The organism is Flavobacterium sp. (assembly GCF_035299245.1).
GTDB lineage: Bacteria > Bacteroidota > Bacteroidia > Flavobacteriales > Flavobacteriaceae > Flavobacterium.
Genome location: NZ_DATGWY010000019.1, coordinates 111606 through 135175, shown reverse-complemented (window position 1 = coordinate 135175; position 23570 = coordinate 111606). Strand labels below are relative to the sequence as shown.

The following is a 23570-nucleotide window of genomic DNA, read 5'->3' as shown; positions in this document are numbered from 1 at the left end:
TATTAATTATAATTAGGATTTTGAACTAATAATGTGTTTTGGAGTTCAGTATAAGGTATTGGGAAAATTTCGTGTTTACCAGATACAAATCCTCTGCTAGCTAATTTTGATGCTGCATCGCCCCAACGAACTAAATCAAAGAAACGGTGTCCTTCACCAGCCAATTCTTTTCTTCTTTCCAATTTGATGGCATCCATTGAAACTGGAACGGGAGCTAATCCAACTCTTGCTCTTACCGCATCTAACAATGCTTGAGCTCTTGAACCTGTGCCTCCTAAAGCTTCTGCTTCTAAAAGGTAAGTATCAGCCAATCGGATAACATAAGTATCTTGTTTGTAATTTAAAACAGCATCTCCTTGACCAGTAGTAACATCCGATTGTTTAGGCAAGAATTTAGCTAAGAAATAACCCGTATCTTCATAACCCGCAATATAATCCGCTTGACCCGCTAATTTTAAGGCTCTTAAATCGAATATTGTTGAAGAGAAACGTGGATCACCATTCATTACGTTGTATAAATCTTGAGTAATTACGTTAAAACTCCATCCTGAAGGAAGATCTGGTGCTGACGAACCTGTTGGTCTTGAGTAACCTCTAGGTCCAACCATTACATTTACGGTATTTCCTTCATCTCTACCGCTACCCCAAATTCCCCAATACGAATTTCCTGCACTAGTATGAGCTACTTCAAGAATAGATTCTGAGTTGAATTTGTTTGCGGGAACCCAAAGATCACTAAAATTAGAAAGCAATTGATATCCGTATTGACTTGTACCGCCTGGAGTTCCATTAACATCAGCCAATTGAGCAGCTGCTAATGCATTTTTACCATCGTATAAATATACTTTGCCTAGTAGTGCTTTTGCAGCACCTTTTGTAAGACGTGCTAATTCAGAATTAGGTAATGTTGCTGGTAAATCATTTATCGAAGCTAATAAATCGGCTTCGATTTGAGCGTACACATCACTTGGATTTGCTTGTGGTTGAGAGTACATGTTTCCTGGTGTTAATTGTTCCAATATTAATGGAACATTTTTAAACATACGCACCAAGTTAAAATAGTATAATGCTCTCAACGTTTTAGCTTCAGCCATATATCTCAATTTCAAATTACCGTCCATTGGAACATCGGGCAATCTACTAATTAAAATATTAGCTCTGGTAATTCCTTGATAATGATCACTCCAAAAACTTGCTGGAATGGTTGTACCACTTTGAGTGTAATTAGAGAAACTTTGAATTCCAATTCCATCCGTTGCACCACCACCGCCAGCTACGTGATCATCAGATCCAGCATTCATCATGGTTATCATATTTTCAAAACCACCTGAATTTTTTCTCAAAATATCATATACGGCAATTAAACCAGCATAAGCTTCCTCTTGATTCGAATAATAATTCGCAGAAAGCACCTGACCTTCTGGAGTCAACTCCAAATAGTCTTTGTTGCACGATACAATTGTAGATACTACAATGCCTGCAAGTACTAAAAATTTAATTTTTACATTTTTCATAATCATTTTTTTAAAATTGTAAATTAGCTCCAAACATTAATGTACGTGCTTGAGGATAAAATCCTTTATCGATTCCCAATACAGTACCACCAATTTCAGGATCATAACCTGTATATTTTGTTAATGTTACTAAATTTTCTCCTGTAACATAAAGTCTCACTTTATTAGCTCCAATTTTATTTACCATCGTAGTTGGTAAAGAATATCCTAACTGAACTACTTTCAAACGAAGGTAATCTCCTTTTTCAAGATAGAAATCGGACATATTTCCGAAGTTACCATTAGTATCATTATTGGTAAGTCTAGGATAATCATTTGAAGTACCTTCACCATGCCAACGACCTAGCGCTTCGGTTTGGTAATTTGCATTTCCAACATCCAAACGACGTAAGCCTTGGAAAATTTTGTTACCCGCCGCACCTTGTGCAAATACCATAATATCAAAACCTTTGTAATCAGCATTAAGTGTTAAACCAAAAGTGTATTTTGGCAGTGGGCTTCCTAAAAATGTTTTGTCGTTGTTATTGATTGTACCATCACCATTAACATCTACCCAACGGAAGTCTCCAGGAACAGCATTAGGTTGAATTAAACCACCAGAAGCATTTGTATAAGCGTTAACTTCTGCTTGATTTTGGAAAATCCCTGCAGTTTGGAAACCATAAAATGAGTTATAAGCTTCTCCTACTTGAGTTCTTGTAATTCCACCCATTGATTGGAAACCGGCAGCGTCATCGGTTATAAAATCAACTCCTGCACCAATATCAGTTACTTCATTTTTAAGAGTTGAGAAAACTCCTGTAGCAGAGAAATTGACACCTCCTATTTTTTTACGGTATCCTAATTCAACTTCTAAACCAGAGTTTTCCATACTTGCTACGTTAGCAAATGGATTTTGATTCACCCCAACATATCCAGGAATTCTTAAACGCTGTATAATATCGGTTGTTTCTTTTTTATAATACTCCATGGTTAGAGTAACATCATTAAATAATTTAGCATCAAAACCAAAATTCGTTTGAGCTGTTTCCTCCCAGTGCAATTCTGGGTTATCAATTGTAACTGGCGCATACCCTGTTCCGATTTGATTAGCGGTACCAAAAGTATAATTGGAACCTCCATCAACAAGAGAAAGGTACATAAAATCAGACAATGGACCAACGTTACCGTTTACCCCATAACCTCCTCTAATTTTTAATGTATTGACAACAGAATTGTCTTTCCAGAAATCTTCTTTGGAAACTACCCAACCCAATGACATTGAAGGGAATGTACCGTATTTATTATCGGGTCCAAAACGAGAAGAACCGTCTCTTCTGATGATTCCTGTAAACAAGTATTTTTCTTTGAAGTCATAGTTAAGACGTGCAAAAATAGAAGTCAATCTGTGCTCAATCATATCAACAGAATAACCTGTTTTGTCGGCTGCAGGCACTTCATAATTAAATGATGCATCTTGATAATCATTGGTTGGTAAGTTAGCGTGAGTCACACCTGAGTAGTAACCATTAGATCCAAGTACGTTTACCTCTTGACCTAATAATACCGTAAAATTATGGTTTCCTATTTCTCTAGTGTAGGTCAACACATTATCAATAATCCAATCTAATGCTGTATTGGTGTTTCTTGTTATGCTACTTTTGTTTCCATTATTGAAAGAAGCGTTCAAGTAAAATTTAGGGGAGAAATATTCATTACCCCAAAACGATTTTTTTCCACCTGCTGAAGATTTAAATTTCAGGCCTTTCATTATGTTGGCTTCAATAAAAAAGTTTCCAACAAAATCATCCGACCATCCAAAGTTCCCTCTTTGAATTTTGGTAAAAGCAACAGGGTTTGCAATCTCTTGTCCAACAAAAGACGAAATTCCATAAGGATTTCCATTCTCATCTCTCACCACATAATAGGTTGAACTACTTGGATTATTAAAGTTATTATAAGGAGCAGAATTGGCAACAATCGGATCCGTTACAATCAAAGGAGTTGTTGGATCAAGCATAATAGCTGAAGATAATACTCCTCCAAACTCTGTGTTTAAACTTCCAATACCAATTTGTTTTTGATGTGTGTAACCAAACGATTGACCTATAGAGAAAACGTCAGAAATTTTGTGATTAGAATTAAGTCGGAAATTCTTCTTGTTGTAGTTTGAAACTTCAGTAGCTACAATACCTTCTTGATCTTGCATACCAAAAGAAACATAAAAATTAGAATTTTCACTTCCACCACTAAAACTCAACTCATGATTGTAGCGTTGAGCTCCAGAATTAAAAACTTCTTTTTGCCAATCGGTTCCAACACCTAATACTGATAAATCAGGGAAAATCAAATTACCGCCAGCAGCAACCGATTTTTCATTCATAATCGCACCATATTCTGTGGCATTTAAAACACTAAGTGTTTTTTCTGGAGAAGAAACTCCAGTAAAACCATTATAATTTACACTTATTTTACCTTTCTTACCTTTCTTAGTTGTAATCAAAACAACTCCAGAAGCTGCTCTTGTACCATAAATTGCTGCCGAAGCCGCATCTTTTAGCACTTCAATAGATTCAATATCCGATTGATTTAAATACCCTAAGGCTCCTGAATCTACTACAACTCCATCTATAACCCATAGCGGATTATTTGCTCCTCCAAAAGTTGTGATTCCACGTACTCTAATAGTAGACGAAGAACCTGGTGCTCCCGAATTGGATGCAATGGTAACTCCGGAAACTCTACCTTGTAGTGATTGTTCAACTCTTCCGTTGGGAACCTTTTCTAAATCTTTTGCAGATACTTTAGATATAGCTCCTGTTGTAACACTTTTCTTTTGGGTACCATAACCTACATTGATTACAACTTCTTCAAGAGTGTTACTCTCTTCACTAAGAGATACATTAATTGGTCCTTCCGTAATAGCAACCTCTTTTGTTGTATAACCTAAAAAGGAAACAACTAAAGTAGTCGCATTTGAAGAAACATTAAATGTGAATTTTCCATCAATATCGGTTGAAGTACCTGCAGAAGATCCTTTTTCTACCACATTAGCTCCTGGTAGAGGAAGACCATTCGAAGTTACTGTTCCCGACACTTTTTTCTGAGCTTGTGCAGATACAATAAAGATGAAAAACATTGAAATTAAGAACAGATTGTCCCTAAATCTTTTCGAAAATAGCTTTAAATTCATAAGCGATTAATATTTAGTTTGGTTAATTTTTTAAAAGGGAGCAAAAATTACTCTCTTAATAAGTTGTTAAATTATCAAATAAATAAAAATCAAATTCACAATCAACCTTAACAAAATATTTACATATCTAAATTTTAAGGTGTCTAAAATGAGAATATGGTAAAAGTGGCATAAATAACCAATTCTTTATATTTCACAAAGAAATTGATAGTATAAAAATAAGCTAACGAAAAGGTTTTTGTTAAGGTAATGCTAAGGTATTTTAGCCAATTTTGTAAAGTTAAACACTCAAAATATAATCAACCAAACCATCATTATGCATCAAATTGAGTTTTTTACGCAAACGATGTCGTTTAATCTCCATACTTCGTATCGAAATATTGAGCATCGGTGCAATCTCTTTTGAGGTTAAATTAAGACGTAAATAGGCACACAGTTTCAAATCACTCGGACTCAAATTAGGATGTTTGGCTTTAATTCTTTTCAAAAAGTCTTTGTCAACACTATCAAAAGCTTCTTTAAACACATTCCATGAGTCGTCTTCAGTAATGTTTTTATTGATTGTAGAAATCACTGATTTGATGCTTTTTGTACCGTTCTCATCAGACGATTTCTTCAAGTCATCTTTTATAATGGTCAATAACTCGTTCTTCTTGATCAAACTCATAGTAGAAACTGCCAATTCTCTGCTTTTGGCATCTACATCTTGAGAAAGCTGTTCGTTTCTTAATTTCATTAACTGTTGTTCATTCTCTAAAGCAGCTATTTCTAGTAATAAATTATTCTCTTCAATTAATTTTTCCTTTTGTTTGTTGTAATAATTCAGATAAGCTTTATTGATGTAATACGCCAATACTATAAAAAGGAGAAAATAAATAATTAGAGCTAAATTGGTAGAGTACCATGGTTTATTAATAGTAAAAGTATAAACCGCAACATTTTCCGAAATTGAATTGGCAATTTTCGCTCTTACCTTAAACGTATAATCTCCTGGCTCAAGCTTTTTAAAACTGACACTGGATTTTGAATTCCATTCGCTCCAATTATCGTGAACACCATCGAGTATGTATTGGTATTTTACATCTATAAAACGATTGTATTGCGGAATGGTATAATTGAACACTATATTATTTTCATCCGATTGTAATTCTCCTTCCGAATCAATTGGAATACTAAATGTAGGCTCGCTGAATTTATTCACACTAATATCGGTGATGATAACAGGCTGACTTTTTACCTTGAAAAAGGCAAGATTGATGATAAAATAGCCATCTGTTTTTCCTATTAAATATTCGTTGTCTGAAATTTTAGTGATATTTTCAAAACTCAACATAGCGTTAGTGATTGAAAACGGAATCGGAATTTTATGAATTTTCAACTCCGAATCGAAATTCCCTATCGTAAAATAATAAATGTAATTGCGTGTAAAAAGCCACATTTTATTGGATTCATCTACATTTAATTTTCCTGATATGTATTCATTATTATCAAAAAGCTTGCTTAAATTCGGGTCTTTTTCAAATACTTTGGTTTTTGAATTCAATTTATAGATGCCTTGTTTTCCTGCAAAGTAGATACTGTTGTTGTACTTCACTAAACTAAAGTGCTTTCCTTTGGTGGGCGATTTGAGAATACTGAACTTATTTGCAATCGTAAAATCATTATTCATGACAACTTTCAATATTCCTTTGTATTCATGTCCCACATAGATTTCGTTATCATCCGAAATTTCAAAATACCTAGAAGAAATATCAAATCCTTTTATTTTTCCTTTGAAAACCCATTCTCCTCCCACTTTTTCAAGAACCGATAGTCCGTTATAATTTCCTTGAATTATCTTAGAATTGTTTTTGGGCACTACATTGAACATCCATGTTCCAGATTGTTTGTAAAGTGATCGAGCTGTAGTTCCTTCTACTAAAAAAGTTCCCATATTATGGCCACAAAAAAGCTTACCGTCGTGTTTAAACAACTGCCAAACCTGACCTTTTGTTCCGTTGATGAACGTGTAGCGATTATTGGTTTTGGCATCTTTATAAAACAATCCTTGATTGGTTCCGAGATAAATCTTTCCATCAAACTTAACCGAAGCATAAACTGTTCCCAAATAGCCTTCATCATCTTTATAGCTTTTAATAGGTGATTGCAAATTGATGCAGTCAATTCCGTTATCCAATCCCAACCATAAATTGTGATTGGCGTCTTCGCTCATTGATAAAACGGTATTATTACTCAATCCACCATTGTTGTGGGTAATATGGTATCGTGTTTTACCGTTCTTATCCAATAAAAACAATCCGTTCGAAATGGTTCCTATAGCAAATCCACCATCTGATAATTGCAAGGCACAAAAAACCGAATTGGATTGTAAATCGGCATTCGACTCAAAAAAGAAAGGTGACAATTGTTTGGATGACAACTTGAAAACACCTGCTGTTTCCGTTTGTAGTAATAATCCGTCGTTATGTTTAAAAATCTCAACAATTCTATTGCCTTTGATTCGTTCATCGTTGCAAACCAAAACACTTTTACCGTTAACTATTTCAAACAAACCTTCGCCAATTGATTGATAAAAGATGGAGTTATTCACTCGATAGCACTTGAATATGTATTTCTTTACATCTGAAAATTGAAAGGTATTGTCTTTCAGATTGTAGATATAAATTCGATTGAACGATTGAAACAAAACCCAATGATCAAAAGCAATGATGTTCCAAAAATGCTCGTCTTCAATTAATTTATTTTTGATTTTCTGACTTAATGAAAAATACTGTAAAGCACCGTTTCGTTGCCGTTGCCAATACCCAAACTCCATGTAACATCCAGTATAAACTTTATCACCTAATACCTTTACAGAACGAATTATACTTTCGTTATTAGAAGGATACAACGACCAACTCGATCCATTGAATTCCAATAATCCCTCATTATTAGCAAAATAGGCAAACTGATTTTTATCGTGCGCAATCATCCAACTCTGATTTCCAGCATTATAAACGTCTGAACTGTATTTTACAATGGGAGGCAACTCTTGTGCTTGTGTTGCGAAAGAAAGAAAGTAAAACAGTAAAACGAATCGAAAAATAATGGATTGTGACATTACTTAAAAAGTGTGGTTTAGGTTGTAAAGGAAAGTTTAATCTTGTGCTAAATTAAGTAAACAAAAAATAGTATTCAAAAAAATCAGTAGTATAAATTAGGAAACTTTTATATTACTAACAGTATACTATTTCTCATTTCAGAAATCATTATCTTTGCGAAAATTTGCTTTTTGCTATGATTCCAAAAGACATTTCCGTACTCGAACCCAAAAAGAACATTCTCATCAAAGGCGCTCAGATTCACAACCTGAAAAACCTCGATGTTGCCATTCCACGAAACAAATTAGTTGTCATCACCGGACTTTCAGGTTCTGGAAAATCGTCGTTGGCGTTTGACACTTTGTACGCCGAAGGGCAACGTCGTTATGTAGAAAGTTTGTCGAGTTATGCACGCCAGTTTTTAGGCCGTTTGGATAAACCCAAAGTCGATTACATCAAAGGAATTGCTCCTGCGATTGCCATCGAACAAAAAGTAAACACCACAAACGCTCGTTCTACTGTAGGAACTTCAACTGAAATTTACGATTACCTCAAATTGCTTTTTGCCCGAATTGGAAAAACGTATTCGCCTGTTTCGGGAAAAGAAGTCAAAAAAGATACCGTTACCGATGTAATGTCTGATGTAAAAACATTTGAATTGGACAGCAAATGGTTGCTTCTTGCTCCGATTCATCTGGAAGAAGGCAGAAAGTTAGAAGACAAACTAAAAGTGCTTCTACAACAAGGTTTTGCTCGTATTTTGGTGAACGACGAAATGGTGCGTTTGGATACCATCGATCAGCATTCATTAGACAACAAAGACATCCTTCTGATCATCGATCGTATCGTGGTTAAAGAAGAGGAAGAATTCTACAATCGTTTGGCTGATGCGGTTCAAACTGCTTTCTTTGAAGGTAAAGGCGAATGTTATCTGCAAGAATTAGACACCAAAAAACGATACAGTTACAATACTAATTTTACTTTAGACGGAATCAATTTCCTCGAACCTAATGTACATTTATTCAGTTTTAACAATCCGTACGGTGCATGTCCGACTTGTGAAGGTTACGGAAACATCATCGGAATTGACGAAGAATTAGTGATTCCCAACACCGCGCTTTCCATATACGAAAATGCCATTTATCCTTGGCGTGGTGAAAGCATGAGTTGGTACAATGACCAATTAGTAAATAGCGCTTACAAATTCGACTTTCCTATTCACAAACCTTTTTACGAACTCACCGATGCTCAAAAGGATTTAGTTTGGAAAGGCAATCAGTATTTTACCGGTTTGAATGATTTCTTTAAAGAATTGGAAGAAAAAAACTATAAAATTCAAAATCGCGTAATGCTGTCGCGCTATCGTGGCAAAACAAAATGCACTACGTGTAAAGGAAAACGTCTTCGACAAGAAACGAATAATATCAAAGTAGGAGGAAAAACCATTTCTGAAATTGTTGATTTACCGATTAAAAACCTCATTACTTTTTTTAATGATTTGAAGTTATCGGAATACGATTTGAAAGTAGCGAAGCGCCTTTTAATTGAAATCAACAACCGATTGGCTTTTTTAAGCGATGTTGGTTTGGATTATCTGACATTGAACCGTAACTCGGCTTCACTTTCGGGCGGTGAATCACAACGCATTAATTTGGCCACCTCATTGGGAAGTAGTTTGGTAGGATCGATGTACATTTTAGACGAACCGAGTATTGGTTTGCATCCAAAAGATACCGAACGCTTAATTAAAGTACTGAAAGAACTGCGCGATTTGGGCAATACCGTAATTGTGGTTGAACATGATGAAGACATCATGAAATCCGCCGATATGATTATTGATATTGGTCCGGAAGCGGGAACTTTTGGCGGAAAATTAGTCGCGCAAGGCACGTTTGATGAAATCTTAAAAAGCGATTCACTAACTGCTAAGTATTTGAATGGCGAAATGGAAATTGCGGTTCCGAAAAAGCGTCGAGTTTCTAAGAACTATATCGAAGTGAAAGGCGCGCGTGAAAACAACTTAAAAAACATTGATGTGGCTTTTCCGTTGGAAAGTTTGACCGTAATTACTGGTGTTTCGGGAAGCGGAAAAAGTACGTTAGTCAAAAAGATATTATTTCCTGCTTTGCAAAAGAAAATTGAAGGAATTGGCGAAAAAGCAGGTCAGTTTTCTGAATTAGCCGGAAGTTATGCCCACATCAAACACATAGAATACGTCGACCAGAATCCGATTGGAAGAAGTTCGCGCTCGAATCCGGTTACGTACATCAAAGCCTACGACGATATTAGAGATTTGTTTGCTAAAGAAAAACTATCCAAAATTCGGGGTTATCAACCCAAACATTTTTCGTTTAATGTAGATGGCGGACGCTGCGAAACCTGTAAAGGTGATGGTTCAATAAACGTAGAAATGGTGTTCATGGCCGATGTTGAATTACCTTGTGAAACCTGTGGTGGCAAACGATTCAAAAAAGAAATTCTTGAAGTGCGTTTTGAAGAAAAAAACATCGATGATATTTTAACCATGACCATAGACGATGCTGTAGCGTTCTTTTCGAAGCACAAACAAACCAAAATCACTCAGAAATTACAACCGTTACAAGATGTAGGCTTGGGTTATGTTCAGTTGGGACAATCGTCATCAACCCTTTCGGGTGGAGAAGCGCAACGTATTAAATTGGCTTCCTTTTTAGTCAAAGGAACCACCAAAGACAAGGCGTTGTTTGTATTTGACGAACCCACAACAGGTTTGCATTTTCACGATATTAAAAAATTATTAGCCTCATTTGAAGCTTTGATTGAAAAAGGACATTCCATTATCGTAATTGAGCACAATTTGGATTTAATCAAATGTGCCGATTACATCATTGATTTGGGTCCGGAAGGCGGAGAAAACGGTGGACAATTACTCGCAGTGGGAACGCCAGAAGAAATTGTAAAAAACAAAAAATCTGTTACAGCGAAGTATTTGAAGGAGAAATTGTAAGGTTACAAAAATTCACGACACTCATTCTTTAGCCCCGATAGCAACGAAAATAAAAAAAGCGTTCCGAGTTTGAACGCTTTTTTTATTGTAGTGAATAGCGGGAACATGGATGGCAAGAAAGCCCAAGCCGTTTGCTTCTACTCAATCACCACTTTTTTAGAAACTTTTTTTCCATTGGTTTCTAAAATAGCCATGTAAATTCCTTTTGACAATTGACTCACGTTTACTGGTTCAAGCAAATTAGTGTTTTCAAAGCTTTGTGAAATCACTGTTTTTCCTTGAATATCAACTAAGGTAAAAGTATAATTGGCTTCGGTAATTACACCTTTATTAATGTATAATGTATCGTGCGCCGGATTGGGAAAGAAACTCACTTGCAAATCGGCATTGTAGTCAGCGTTATTCAATGTAGTACTTGCTACCGCAAAATGCATAGTCGCACCAATCGCAGCTTTAGCAACATTATAATTGTAAACTGGATCCATGTTAACTAACAAATCGGTCGCGGTGTGACGATGCGACGTTTCGTTGGTTTCAAAAAAACCAGTGATGATTTCGTTATTATCTTCAAAAGTCATGTAATCCGAAGCATACGCATACGATAAATAAGTATTTAATGGCGAATATAATTGAGTACACGTAATCAATTCTTGCGTTTTGGTATTGGAAGCCGCATTGTTCGAAGTTGGGGTTCCCAAATCTCGTTCGCAGGTAATGGTATCGTTGGTCAAACCGGCAACACCGCCCACTTCGTCTAAGTTAAAAACCAAACGAATATTCATTTTCGGATTGGTAGCATTGACAACACTATCTACGTAATGCTGACTTCCGCGCAAACCATCTTCTTCACCACTAAAATTAATGAACTTGATGGAATATTCAGTTGGAATGTCTTTCAATAAACGGGCAATTTCTAAAATTGCAGCTACTCCACTTCCATTATCGTTGGTTCCTGTACCCACAATCGAATCGTAATGTCCGCAAACAATTACATACGTATTGGGATAAGTAGTTCCTACTTTGGTAACCACTAAATTTTTACACGTAAATCCCGAATAGCTATAAGAATCTTCTACCATTTGAGAAGCCGTGTAACCATAACTTAGATATTCAGCTTTCAACCAGTTGAGAGTGTTTTGCAAAGCAGCTGTACCGCGACGCTTTACTCCTAGCGATTCAAATTGGGTTAAATTGGCAGTAATATTCTCTTGCGAACATTGGTCTACTACATCTTGGTAGGCTTGAATAAAAGTTTGACTGTAATTGACTGTACTGAACAATGAAAACAGTCCAATTATAAAAGTGTTTTTTACGAATTTCATAATGAAATAATTCAACGATTTGGATATTGACAACAAAAGTAACAAAATTTTACAGACTACAAACTTAATTTTTTCAATAGCAAACAATACCACAATCAAATTTAAATCATTACAATTCAGCTAGTTAAAAATCATTAACAAATCGTTGACAACTCATTTACGGTGCTTTGGCACACAACTTGAAATAGACTAAACATCAGAACAATTTTCTGATCGAAAAAGCTGAAAATCGAAAGAGTAAGCACAACTCCGAATCGTCGGATAAAACGAAAAGATTATGAAAAAAATTACCCTTTTAGTAGCAAGTGTTTTACTGGTAGTAAACGTTGCGAATGCACAAAGAAATGACCGATTTAGCTTTGATGAGCCAATCTCGTTTACAGAAAGAGGAATTGAATTCTTTGTTTTTCCAAATGGCGACTTTGATTTCAACACACGTCCAAGCGACAGTCACGGCGAGTTTTATTTTAGAGGAGCTGGAAAAAAAGGAGCAGATATTCAAAATAGAGGCGCAAGCTCAAGAGGTCCAATCAACTACGGTGTTTTAATTGAGCACGATAGTTTTGGTAGAGTTCGTAGAGTGGGAAATACTTTCATCAACTACGACTTCAACGATAGAGTAACCAGAATTGGTACAGTGTACATGAAATACAACCGTTTTGCTCTAGCTCAAGTAGGTGGATTACGCATCATCTACGACCGAAGAGGCGACATTGTAGACATGGTAGGTAGCGTAAAAGGACACAGAAATAACGGTTTTACAACTACGTATTACGGTCCAACAGTGTACCACAACAACGTGAACAACACGTATACGTACAACTCAGATGATTACTACTATTACAGAGCCGATGGAACTCGCGCTAAAATAGAAGATAAAGAAGATAAATAATTGGTTGGTTAGATTTGTTTGTTTGATGAATCCTGCAGAATCTGGGAAGAGGAAGCAGGATTTTTCTTTTGATTTAATTTGCCACAGATTCACAGATTAAAAAATTAATCTAAAAACATTTTGCGAAGATGGATGCAGTCCATCAGTAAGCTATTGTTTTATCACTGATTCGCTGATTATTTATAAATTAAGAAACAAATCTGTGAATCTGTGGCGGAATTTTATTTTTTAGTCATTCCAGCTTTGCGTATCTTTTCAATTATTGTTGTAACTACACTATTAAAATCCTCAGAAATGTTCAATTTGTAATTTACCCAAACGTACAAAGCAGTAATTAACGTCGATTTTAAAACAATATTTGTAATCGGGTGAAATGGAAAATCCCAGTAATAAAAAGCAAAAAAGAACACCGCAAAAACTACTAAAGAAGTGATGGTTTTCATCGTAAACGGAAATAACTTCATTTTGATTACCACAAACAACAATTTGGCTAAACTGTAAAACGTAATCGAAATCAAAGTGGCAATTGCCGCGCCATTGATACCGTATTTGGGAATGAGTAACATATTAAGTGTAATCGCCATAAAAGCCAATAACAATCCCAAAAACAACACCATTCTGTAGTATTTCGAGTTGAAAATAATGGCGTTGTTATTACCCAAAATCAAATCAAAATACTTTGAAAAACCAATTGTAAACACCACAAAAACGCCACCGCGATAATTTTCGGGCAGCAACAAATACAGCTGATTAATATTGAGTAAAATTCCGAGAAACACCAAACCACCAACAATTTGCAAGGTGATGGAAGTTTTTTTGTACAATTCGTTTAATTCATCGTGTTTGCCTTCGGTCATTAATTTGGCGGTTATTGGATACGTAATTTGGTGCATCGCTCGACTCGGAACCGAAATAACGGTTGCTATAAAAATCGCCACCGAATAATAGGCTATATTTTCAATTTTGATGTATTGTCCGATCATGTTTTTGTCAATATCCAACAGCATATTGGCAATACTACCTGAAAGAATAATGAATATCGAATAAGTAAAAACTTGTTTTGTATTACTCGGAAATTGGAATGAAAACGAGACTTTTTTGACTTTCATTGCATAGAAAAACATCACCAAAGTGGTAGCCAAATAAATTCCCATCAACGTATTGATAAAAGCCAAAGGCGACATCCAACCAAAATAAACGGCAAACAGAAAAATAGTGATGAAAACACGCAAAACAACTTCTTTGACAAAACTACCGAATACCGATTGCATGTGCACTTTCACCCAAGCATAGAAAATCTCAAAATAACCCATACACAAACCGATGACGGGAATTTGCCACACAAAATCGTGTATGATTGGGTTTTCTCTTGATAAAAAGCCAGCGATGTATTCGTAGGTTAACGTTCCTAAAAGCACCATCGGAATCAGAAACAAAAACGGCAATAAAAGCACGAACGACAAAAATTGTCCTTTTTCTTTTTCAGTTGGATAGTGTGAAAAGAATTTTACCAACGTATTGTGAACACCAAACGCCATCAACGGCATGATTACATTCGCCGAAGACAAAATATAACCCGTCAATCCGTAATAGGTTTCACCCAAAAAATGCGGATACATAAACAACGTATTCGCCGCACCAATCACAAAACCAATGTAAGTGATAACAGTATTTTTGATGGATTGGTTGATTACGATGCCCATTTTGAAGTTGGAAGTTAGAAGTTGGAAGTTAGAAGTCTGGCAAGTTGCTCTGTTAGTTTCTTTCTTGAATATTGCTGCAATCCAACTGGGAAAACGTTTAATTTTTTCTCCAAATACAACTCAAAATATGACATAATTGTTTTTTTCAATTTATCTTTTTCATCGTATGTAAAGAAAAACCCTGTATTAGTTGAAGTAATAATTTCGGCAAAATCAGAATCTTTGGGTCCGATGGCCAAAATGGGTCGTTCGGAAACTAAATATTCAAACACTTTTCCTGGAATGATGCTTTTGGTTTCGGGTGAGTTAATTTCAACCAATAATAAAACTTGTGATTTTCGCTGATGTTCCAGTGCTTCTTGATGCGAAACATACCCTAAATTAGCAACATAATCATTCAACTTAAAGTCGGCGATAGAATCCAAAATCTCCTGACTCACTTTTCCGATCAATTTCAGTTGAAAATGAGTTGCAAAATCAGCATTTTCAATGGTCAATTCACTCAAAACCTCCCACAACAACTTCGGATTTCGATCGGACAGAAACGAACCAATATGCGCTAAGGTAAACTTCGTATCTAAAGTTTGTTTGGCTACTGTTTCAACATCATAACCATTAGTAATCACTTCAATCGGTTTCGAAGTAATTAATTTGAATTCTTCTTTGGTCGTTTTGCTGGTAACAATGATGGTATCGGCAGAATTTAAAACTTGATGTTCTAATTTTTTGTGCTTTTTTTCAGCATAAGAAGACAACTTTAATGCTTTGTGATAGCCAATGGTGGTCCATGGATCTCGAAAATCGGCCAACCAAGTCACGTTGAGTTCTTTTTTCAATTTCAAGCCAATCAAATGCAAACTATGCGGTGGACCCGAAGTAACTATTGTATCTATTTGATGCTCTTGAATGTATTTTTTTAAGTAACGAACCGATGGTTTCACCCACAAAAAACGCGCATCGGGAATGAAAACATTTCCTCTAATCCAAAGTAAAAAACGTTGTAAAGTAGTTTGTTTTTTGACAGCTGGAATGATTCCGGAACTTATTTTTTGGGTCGAAGTTGCAGAAAAAAAAGAAGCCAATTGATACGGCTCGAAAATTTTATTTTTCAGAATAATCGCGTTGTCTGAAACGTCTTTTTGCAAACCTTCATCCATAATCGGATAGGTTGGATTTTCAGGAATATATACTATTGGCTGAAAACCGAAATCAGGCAAATACTTAACAAATTTGAGCCAACGTTGCACTCCTGGTCCGCCAGCTGGAGGCCAATAATAGGTGATAATAAGAAGTTTTTTTTTATCTTCAGACATTATCTTTAGGCTATTTGCTATCCTTAACTTTTGGCGATAACTGTTCTTGATCTTTTCTCAAAAAATAAGCTCCAGCACCAATTAAAACTAACATCAACAAGGAGCTAATTAATGCAATTGTACTTCCCGTTTTTACCACTTGAGGTTCGAATTTAAATTCGATATTGTGCTTACCTGCCGGAACTTCCAAACCACGTAAAGCATAATTTACACGAAGAATTTTAGCCTCTTTTCCGTCAATAGTTGCTTTCCAACCGTTTTTGTAATACATTTCAGAAAATACAGCAAAACCATTGTTTTTATTGTTTGAAACGTATTGCAAATGATTCGGTTTGTAACTTTTAAGTTGAATGGTAGCTGTACTGTCTACGGTAAACTTCTTGTCTGATTTAGGCATTGCTTTATAAATTCCATCAGTATTTGGAGAATAAACCGCTACATTTTTTGTATCTAATTTATCCAAAGCCTTCATTTCAGCATCAGCATTGGCAACAGGTTTTAATTCGCTGACGAACCATGCATTGCCATTAGCATCAGTATTTTTAACTGGAAATTCTTGTCCTTGTTCATCAACTTGAATAAGATATTTTACATTGAGCATGTTCAAGACACCAATATTGTTTTTTACAATTTGGTAATCAAACAATTCTTGCATTCGTTTAGGTCGTACTGCAGAATAACCGCCAATTGATTTGTGAAAATAAGAGGCTTTTCCGTTTAAATAGCCTTCAATATCCAAGACACGATAAACAGATTTATCACCCAAAATTTGTTGATCGGCTTGAGATGCTTCAAAAGGAATGTCTACTTGTCTGGCACTGACAAAATCGTCTTTGTTTACGTATTTTTTATCTACAAAAAACAAATCAGACACCATTAAAAGTCCGATTAAAATAACGGCGATATTGGCTTGTAATTTGTTTTTTACGTACATGAACATCAAACCAAACACAAGTACAACAAAAAACCCTGAGCGCAATAAATCGGCAGCATACAAACTTCTTCTGTCTTGCTTTAACGCTTCAATAAAATTCACTCCAAATGATTTATCTTCACTTTGGCTGAACATTTGCAGCAATTGTCCGTCCATTTGTCCTTCAAATTCAAACGAACTTCTGATTAAAAATAATCCGATTAAGATTCCAAAAACAGTAGCCGATGCTTTCCACAAACTTGACCATTGTTTTTCTTTATCAGTAGTAAAAAAAGAGTGTAATCCCATAATGGCGAGTACAGGAATACACAATTCCAATATCACCTGTATGGAAGAAACGGCTCTAAATTTATCGTACAACGGTACATAATCAATGAAGAAATCAGTTAATGTGTTGAAATTTTTTCCCCAAGACAATACTAAAGAAAGAATGGCTCCAGCTAAAAAAGCATATTTAATTTTTCGTTTGTCGTGGTACATTCCCAATACAAACAAAAAGAATACTACAATTCCGATGTATGCTGGCGCTGCTACAATGGGTTGTTGACCCCAATAAGTAATTCCGTAGCTTTGGGTAAATTGTAACGCCTCTTCTGGTGATGCTCCGTATTCCTGCATGTAGTTGTAAACACTTGAGTCTTCGTTTAAGGCCTCACTATTTCCACCACCAAAAAGTCGCGGTGCGATCAGGTTAAAACTTTCTCCAATACCATAACTGTACTCAGTAATGTATTCTCTATCTAGAGCAGAATCACTTGTTTTTTTGGTTCCATCGGAGTTAAACGTCAAATCGCTTTTACTTCGAATACTAAAATCGGTAAACTCTTTGGTAGCCAATAAACTAGTTGCATTGGCTCCGACTGCTAAAATTACTGCACCAACAAAAACTAATGCTATTCTTGAAATGGATTTAACATCGTTTTCTTTGATTAATTTATACCCATAATAGATTCCGATAAACAACAATAAAAACAACAGATAATACGTCATTTGAAAGTGATTAGCATTAATTTCTAACGCGGTAGCCACCATGGTAAGTAATCCTCCTACTATGTATCTTTTTTTGAAAACCAACAGCACTCCAGCAACCACCATTGGCATATAAGCAATGGCGTGTGCTTTGGCATTATGCCCCACTCCAAGAATAACAATCAAATAAGTGGACAACCCGAAAGCCAAAGCGCCAAAAAAGGCTTTGAGCGAATCTACTTTCAATACTAACAACAACAGATAAAATCCTAAAAAATATAAAAACAAATAATCTGCCGGACGAGGTAAAAAGCGTAACGCATCGTCTAAATGACCTATAAAATCATTTGGGTATTTGGCTCCGAGTTGGTACGTTGGCATTCCACCAAAAGCAGAATTTGTCCAATACGGTTCAGCATTTTCAGTTGCTCTAAAATCATTTTGTTCTTTGGCCATTGCCGTGTACTGAACGATATCGGATTGGAGTATTTTTTTTCCTTGAAGAACAGGATAAAAATAGATAATGGAACAAATTACGAAACCAAATACGGCTGCAAGATGAGGATAGAACTTATTGAGTTGCTTCATTTTTTTTGTTTGAATTTATACTGAAAATAGAAGTATCATTTAATCTACTTCTTCATAATCGATGTACTCACCAACGATTTTTTTCTCTTTTGGTTTTTCAGAAGTAGACGAATTGGGATTATCGCTATTGTCGAACTGATTTTGATGTTGCTGATTGAATTGCTCTTGTGCTTTTTCGACCATTTTTCGCATCATAACAGGAAGAAATAGACGAGCCAAAAACTTCAAAATATAATATATGGCGATGATCCATAAAATCGTTCTAACAAAACTAGGAAAAGATGCTTCTTGCATTATAAAACTATTTTCGTCAAAAATACTAAATTCTGATATTTAAAATTAGTTTCGCTTCTTAAATAAATAATAAAAAATAGTACATTTGGAAAACCAATCTAAAAAAGTCAAATTCGAGTTTATGAATTTCAAAAAAATAGCCTCAACAGCACTGTTTTTCTTATCCATTACTTGTTTAAGTCAACATACTGATGTAATCAATTCTAACAGACCCAGCGAATCGATGTCGGCTTTTGCTGTTGGTAAAAATGTGATCCAAATTGAATCGGGAGTGAATTACATCAACGACAAACACACCCTATTAGAATACCAGTCAAGTGGGATGTTCATGGATTTTACAGCTCGATATGGTTTGCTTTTTGAACAATTAGAAGCCATTGCTGAAATCAGCTATCAAATGGATAAATACCAATTGGAAGACAATGAAGCTTTTAAAAGAAGCGGAATGCGTTCAATGAATATGGGATTAAAATACCTTGTTTATGATCCCTACAAAAACCGAAAAGAAGAAATTAATCTATACAGTTGGAGAGCCAATCATAAGTTTAAGTGGAATCAGTTCATTCCAGCCGTTTCAGTTTATGGCGGACTCAATTTAAACTTTTCCAATCCGTTTTTATTACGGGATGAAAAACCATCTAACTTTAGTCCGAAAGCCATGATAATGACGCAGAATATTTTCGGAAATGGATTTGTTTTGATTACCAATGTTTTTATGGACAAAATCACCACCGAATACAGTCAGTTTGGGTATTTAATCACATTAACCAAGGGAATTAATGATAATTGGTCGGTATTTTTTGAAAACAAAGGAATCAAAAGTGATTATTATTCGGATGGAATTTTCTCAACTGGAGCAGCGTATTTATTGGGTAATAATTTACAAGTTGATTTTACTATGAGTAAAAACTTTAAAGACACGCCTTCCTTATTTTATGGCGGATTTGGAGTTTCGTGGCGTTCGGACATTAACTATAAAGAAGTTCGAATTAAAATTGAAAAAGACAAAAGTAAAATGGACAAGAAGGTGGAGAAAAAAGATAAAAAGAATAAAAAGAAACGTGTGGATGAAGTTAAAATTGAAACCCCTTAAGTACTAATGATTACGATTAAAGAAGCCATTACCAAAGCTGAATTAAAAGAATACATAAAATTTCCCTTTACCTTATACAAAGACAATCCAAATTGGATTCCGCCTTTGATTAATGACGAATTAACCACATTCGACAAAACCAAAAACCCAGCTTTTACAAGTGCCGAAGCCTATTTTTATATTGCTTACCGCGATAATAAGGTGGTTGGACGAATTGCAGCCATAATTAATTGGGACGAAGTAAACGATCAACAAAAAAGAAAAGTACGTTTTGGTTGGTGGGATGTAATTGACGATATTGAAGTAACCAAAGCCTTACTCGAAAAGGTATATGAATTGGGAAGAAAAAACAATTTGGAATACGTTGAAGGTCCGATGGGATTTTCTAATTTAGATAAAGTAGGCGTTCTCACTTACGGATTTGACCAAATGGGTTCGATGATCACTTGGTACAATTCGCCCTATTACAAAGACCATTTGGAGCAATTGGGTTATGTAAAAGAAAAAGAATATTTAGAAAGTATTTTCCCTTTTGAAAATGTAAAACCCGAGTTTTTCTTTAAGATTCAAGAGTTGATTAAAAAACGCTATCAACTCAGGCCGTTGAATTTTACCAAAACCAAAGACATCATGCCGTATGTGGATCAGATGTTTGATTTGTTCAACGAGTCGTATTCGAATTTGTCTTCATTTGTAGCCATAACCGATGTACAGAAGGAGTTTTTCAAGAAAAAATACATTGGTTTTATCAACCCCGAATTCATCAAATTTGTGCTTGACAAAGACGATAAAATGGTTGCATTTAGCATCGTAATGCCTAGTTTTTCTGAAGCATTGAAAAAGGCAAACGGTAAATTATTTCCGTTTGGTTTTTATCATTTATTAAAAGCTCGTAACAACAGCAAAGAAGTGCTTTTCTATTTAATCGGAGTAGATCCAGAATACCAAAACAAAGGAGTTACTGCTATTATTTTTAATGAATATTACGAAGCATTCAAATTAAAAGGAATCAAAACCTGCATAAGAACACCCGAATTAGAAGACAATGTTGCCATTCATAATTTATGGAAACATTTTGATCCGGTGGTAAATAAGCGTAGAAGAACGTATCGATTGGATTTACCAAAATAACTCAACTTCAATATCTTTTAAAATAAAAAAACCATCCCGAAAAAAGGATGGTTTTCTTTTTAAATCTATTTGTTATTACGAAACGTCTACCGTAGTGGCTTCAGCAATTTTTTTGTACGTTCCGTTTACTAATTTCTCACGAATCGCTTCAAAAGCAGCTAAAGTTTCGTTAATGTCGTCTATAGTGTGCGAAGCCGTTGGAATCATTCTCAACAAAATGATGCCTTTTGGAATTACAGGATACACTACAATCGACAAGAAAATACCGTAGTTTTCTCTTAAATCATTTACCATTACCATCGCTTCCGGAATAGAACCTTCGAGATATACTGGTGTGATGCATGTATTGGTATCGCCAATATTGAATCCTCTTTCTTTCAAACCACTTTGTAATGCATTCACATTTACCCAAAGTTTATCTTTAATTTCAGAGGAATTGCGCAATAACTCCAAACGTTTTAGCGAACCAATAGTTTGAATCATTGGTAATGCTTTGGCAAACATTTGTGAGCGTAAATTGTATTTCAGATAATCGATAATGTCTTTATCAGCAGCGACAAAAGCACCAATATTCGCCATTGATTTGGCAAAAGTAGAAAAATACACATCAATTCCATCTTGACAACCTTGCTCCTCACCTGCTCCAGCTCCGGTTTTACCTAAAGTTCCAAAGCCGTGTGCATCGTCTACCAATAAACGGAAATTGTATTTTTCTTTCATCGCTACAATTTCTTTCAATTTTCCTTGTTGACCGCGCATTCCGAAAACACCTTCAGTAATGAATAAAATTCCACCGCCTGTTTCTTCGGCTAATTTAGTAGCACGTTGCAAGTTTTTCTCCATACTTTCAACGTCGTTATGACGGTACGTAAAACGTTTTCCCATGTGTAAACGAACACCATCGATAATACAAGCGTGAGCGTCAACATCATATACAATAACGTCGTTTTTTGTTACTAAAGCATCGATAATTGAAACCATTCCTTGGTAACCAAAATTCAACAAATAAGCCGCTTCTTTCATTACGAATTCGGCCAACTCATTTTCCAATTGTTCGTGAAATGTAGTATGACCACTCATCATTCTCGCTCCCATTGGGTAAGCGGCACCGTAAGCTATGGCAGCATCAGTATCAGCTTGACGTACTTCTGGGTGATTGGCCAAACCTAGGTAATCGTTCAAACTCCAGTTTAGAATATTTTTCCCGTGGAATTGCATTCTCGGACCTAATTCTCCTTCTAATTTAGGAAACACATAGTATCCTTCAGCTTGTGAAGCCCATTTTCCTAAAGGTCCTTTATTGTTTTGTATTCTTTCAAATAAATCTTTTACCATGATAAATATGTTGTTAAAAAACGATGCAAAAGTAGTGATAAATTTCTTGATTTTGCGAAATATTTTTTCAGCATTCAATTGGCTTAAAAATCAAGTCGAAAAATTAATTTCTGTTCCATTTGAACTCAACCAAATTGAAATCAATAGGTTATAGCAGATGATTTTTCAACCTTATAGTTAAGTCCTTTTTTAATAGTACTCGGATTATAATTGGTTTCACTGATTTTTTTGAATACACTTTCGTGAATGACAGAATCGTCGCTGACCTCTCTTTTGGGCCACAGACGCCAATCGAATTTCATTTGAAAAAACCAGCCATTCGGTTTAAAACGAGGACGCGGAATTAAATCGGCTATTTTAAACTTTAACGTACACGAATTATGAATTTCTTGAAGATAATTAGGCGGTTGATAATTAGAACCCACACTATAAACGTATTTATCTACTCGTGATTTATTGAGTAATAATCCAGCCGCAGAAGCTTCTCCCAGCATCCATTCGAGAGCGATTTTTGACAATCCTTCTTCTCTGTAAGAACCACCAACATCAGAATGCACACCTGCAAAAAAAACTTCTTTAAAATTGGCATGTTCATTAGATACAGGGTAGAAATCATAATGCTTTCTTCTTTCATCAATAGCAATAGCATGACGCACCACATTGGCAATGCCTAAACTTTTTGAAAAGGGAAAACTTTTGTACAAACTCATAATTCCGCCTGCAGCAACCACTGTATCCCAAACTCCAATAAAATGTATTCGGATGGTTTTGGAAAATCGCACTCTAAACGAATTGGCAATCTTGAATAAATCGGCTCCTTCACCTTTGGAATAAATCTCTAAAACATAACGTAAATGATTTGAATTGCCTTTGTGCAATAGACCAAACATTTCTATTAAACCGGAAAGCATCCGCACCGTATAAGCGCCTCGACTGAAACCAAAAAGGTAGATTTTATCACCATCTTCGTAATGATTCATCAAATAAATATAAGCATCCATAACGTTGGTTTCTAGGCTAGATGCTGATAATGAATCCTTAAAAATATACCATTGACGCGCTATCCAATTGCGAATACCATTGGGTGCGATTGTCCCAACACCCGGATTGTAATAGGCCATTTGATTAGAGTTAAAATCCAAACAACTGTACAAATGAATCACATTAGTATTTTCATTAATGGTCAATTTATTATCGGTTCCATCGCAACAGATGACTATATTTTTTGGCATTTTTAATGACTT

14 protein-coding genes are annotated in these 23570 nt (G+C 35.4%); 4 read left to right on the top strand and 10 right to left on the bottom strand.

Annotated elements, in window-relative coordinates; all coding sequences use genetic code 11:
- Positions 1 to 2: 2 nt before the first annotated feature.
- The 3 genes from VK161_RS13230 to VK161_RS13220 form a co-directional block, all read right to left on the bottom strand.
- Positions 3 to 1514 carry a RagB/SusD family nutrient uptake outer membrane protein gene (locus VK161_RS13230; protein ID WP_324215262.1) on the bottom strand — a complete coding sequence of 504 codons (1512 nt, stop codon included), beginning with the start codon at positions 1512 to 1514 and terminating at the stop codon, positions 3 to 5.
- Between the two features lie 10 nt (positions 1515 to 1524).
- Positions 1525 to 4632 carry a TonB-dependent receptor gene (locus VK161_RS13225; RefSeq protein WP_324215261.1) on the bottom strand — a complete coding sequence of 1036 codons (3108 nt, stop codon included), beginning with the start codon at positions 4630 to 4632 and terminating at the stop codon, positions 1525 to 1527.
- 334 nt (positions 4633 to 4966) lie between these two features.
- Positions 4967 to 7786: a helix-turn-helix and ligand-binding sensor domain-containing protein gene (locus tag VK161_RS13220; protein ID WP_324215260.1), complete on the bottom strand. Its 2820-nt coding sequence runs from the start codon at positions 7784 to 7786 to the stop codon at positions 4967 to 4969.
- Between the two features lie 176 nt (positions 7787 to 7962).
- Here VK161_RS13220 and uvrA point away from each other — a divergent pair, with 176 nt between their 5' ends.
- The gene (gene uvrA / locus VK161_RS13215) at positions 7963 to 10752 is read left to right on the top strand and encodes an excinuclease ABC subunit UvrA (protein ID WP_324215259.1); all 2790 of its coding nucleotides are present in this window, start codon (positions 7963 to 7965) and stop codon (positions 10750 to 10752) included.
- 137 nt (positions 10753 to 10889) lie between these two features.
- Here the strand turns inward: uvrA and VK161_RS13210 are convergent, their stop codons facing one another.
- Complete coding sequence (locus tag VK161_RS13210) at positions 10890 to 12074, bottom strand: M20/M25/M40 family metallo-hydrolase (protein ID WP_324215258.1); 1185 nt, start codon at positions 12072 to 12074, stop codon at positions 10890 to 10892.
- 277 nt (positions 12075 to 12351) lie between these two features.
- Between VK161_RS13210 and VK161_RS13205 the strand changes: the two genes are divergently transcribed.
- On the top strand, positions 12352 to 12966 hold the full coding sequence (locus VK161_RS13205; RefSeq protein ID WP_324215257.1) for a hypothetical protein: 615 nt from the start codon (positions 12352 to 12354) through the stop codon (positions 12964 to 12966).
- Between the two features lie 221 nt (positions 12967 to 13187).
- Here the strand turns inward: VK161_RS13205 and VK161_RS13200 are convergent, their stop codons facing one another.
- From VK161_RS13200 to VK161_RS13185, 4 genes are read right to left on the bottom strand one after another with little or no spacing between them, the layout of a single operon-like run.
- Complete coding sequence (locus VK161_RS13200; protein WP_324215256.1) at positions 13188 to 14669, bottom strand: lipopolysaccharide biosynthesis protein; 1482 nt, start codon at positions 14667 to 14669, stop codon at positions 13188 to 13190.
- Positions 14670 to 14683: 14 nt separating this feature from the next.
- Complete coding sequence (locus VK161_RS13195; protein ID WP_324215255.1) at positions 14684 to 15982, bottom strand: glycosyltransferase family 4 protein; 1299 nt, start codon at positions 15980 to 15982, stop codon at positions 14684 to 14686.
- Positions 15983 to 15992: 10 nt separating this feature from the next.
- A complete protein-coding gene (locus VK161_RS13190; protein WP_324215254.1) occupies positions 15993 to 18473 on the bottom strand; it encodes a YfhO family protein in 2481 nt (826 codons plus the stop codon).
- 39 nt (positions 18474 to 18512) lie between these two features.
- On the bottom strand, positions 18513 to 18767 hold the full coding sequence (locus VK161_RS13185) for a DUF4834 domain-containing protein (protein WP_324215253.1): 255 nt from the start codon (positions 18765 to 18767) through the stop codon (positions 18513 to 18515).
- Positions 18768 to 18888: 121 nt separating this feature from the next.
- Between VK161_RS13185 and VK161_RS13180 the strand changes: the two genes are divergently transcribed.
- Positions 18889 to 19860 (top strand): transporter, encoded by a 972-nt coding sequence (locus VK161_RS13180; protein ID WP_324215252.1) that lies wholly within the window; start codon positions 18889 to 18891, stop codon positions 19858 to 19860.
- Between the two features lie 6 nt (positions 19861 to 19866).
- Positions 19867 to 20991 (top strand): GTP cyclohydrolase, encoded by a 1125-nt coding sequence (locus VK161_RS13175; protein WP_324215251.1) that lies wholly within the window; start codon positions 19867 to 19869, stop codon positions 20989 to 20991.
- 75 nt (positions 20992 to 21066) lie between these two features.
- On the opposite strand, the gene VK161_RS13170 is transcribed toward VK161_RS13175, so the two are convergent.
- Positions 21067 to 22326, bottom strand: a complete 1260-nt coding sequence (locus VK161_RS13170; protein ID WP_324215250.1) for an aminotransferase class I/II-fold pyridoxal phosphate-dependent enzyme — start codon at positions 22324 to 22326, stop codon at positions 21067 to 21069.
- Positions 22327 to 22466: 140 nt separating this feature from the next.
- Positions 22467 to 23558 carry a DUF2235 domain-containing protein gene (locus VK161_RS13165; protein WP_324215249.1) on the bottom strand — a complete coding sequence of 364 codons (1092 nt, stop codon included), beginning with the start codon at positions 23556 to 23558 and terminating at the stop codon, positions 22467 to 22469.
- Positions 23559 to 23570 lie beyond the last annotated feature (12 nt).

Coding starts and splice junctions, on each gene's coding strand:
- VK161_RS13230 (WP_324215262.1), bottom strand. CDS start 1,514: ATGAAAAATGTAAAAATTAAATTTTTAGTACTTGCAGGCATTGTAGTA.
- VK161_RS13205 (WP_324215257.1), top strand. CDS start 12,352: ATGAAAAAAATTACCCTTTTAGTAGCAAGTGTTTTACTGGTAGTAAAC.
- VK161_RS13165 (WP_324215249.1), bottom strand. CDS start 23,558: ATGCCAAAAAATATAGTCATCTGTTGCGATGGAACCGATAATAAATTG.
- VK161_RS13175 (WP_324215251.1), top strand. CDS start 19,867: ATGATTACGATTAAAGAAGCCATTACCAAAGCTGAATTAAAAGAATAC.
- VK161_RS13200 (WP_324215256.1), bottom strand. CDS start 14,669: ATGGGCATCGTAATCAACCAATCCATCAAAAATACTGTTATCACTTAC.
- VK161_RS13225 (WP_324215261.1), bottom strand. CDS start 4,632: ATGTTTTTCATCTTTATTGTATCTGCACAAGCTCAGAAAAAAGTGTCG.
- uvrA (WP_324215259.1), top strand. CDS start 7,963: ATGATTCCAAAAGACATTTCCGTACTCGAACCCAAAAAGAACATTCTC.
- VK161_RS13210 (WP_324215258.1), bottom strand. CDS start 12,074: ATGAAATTCGTAAAAAACACTTTTATAATTGGACTGTTTTCATTGTTC.
- VK161_RS13180 (WP_324215252.1), top strand. CDS start 18,889: ATGAATTTCAAAAAAATAGCCTCAACAGCACTGTTTTTCTTATCCATT.
- VK161_RS13220 (WP_324215260.1), bottom strand. CDS start 7,786: ATGTCACAATCCATTATTTTTCGATTCGTTTTACTGTTTTACTTTCTT.
- VK161_RS13190 (WP_324215254.1), bottom strand. CDS start 18,473: ATGAAGCAACTCAATAAGTTCTATCCTCATCTTGCAGCCGTATTTGGT.
- VK161_RS13170 (WP_324215250.1), bottom strand. CDS start 22,326: ATGGTAAAAGATTTATTTGAAAGAATACAAAACAATAAAGGACCTTTA.
- VK161_RS13185 (WP_324215253.1), bottom strand. CDS start 18,767: ATGCAAGAAGCATCTTTTCCTAGTTTTGTTAGAACGATTTTATGGATC.
- VK161_RS13195 (WP_324215255.1), bottom strand. CDS start 15,982: ATGTCTGAAGATAAAAAAAAACTTCTTATTATCACCTATTATTGGCCT.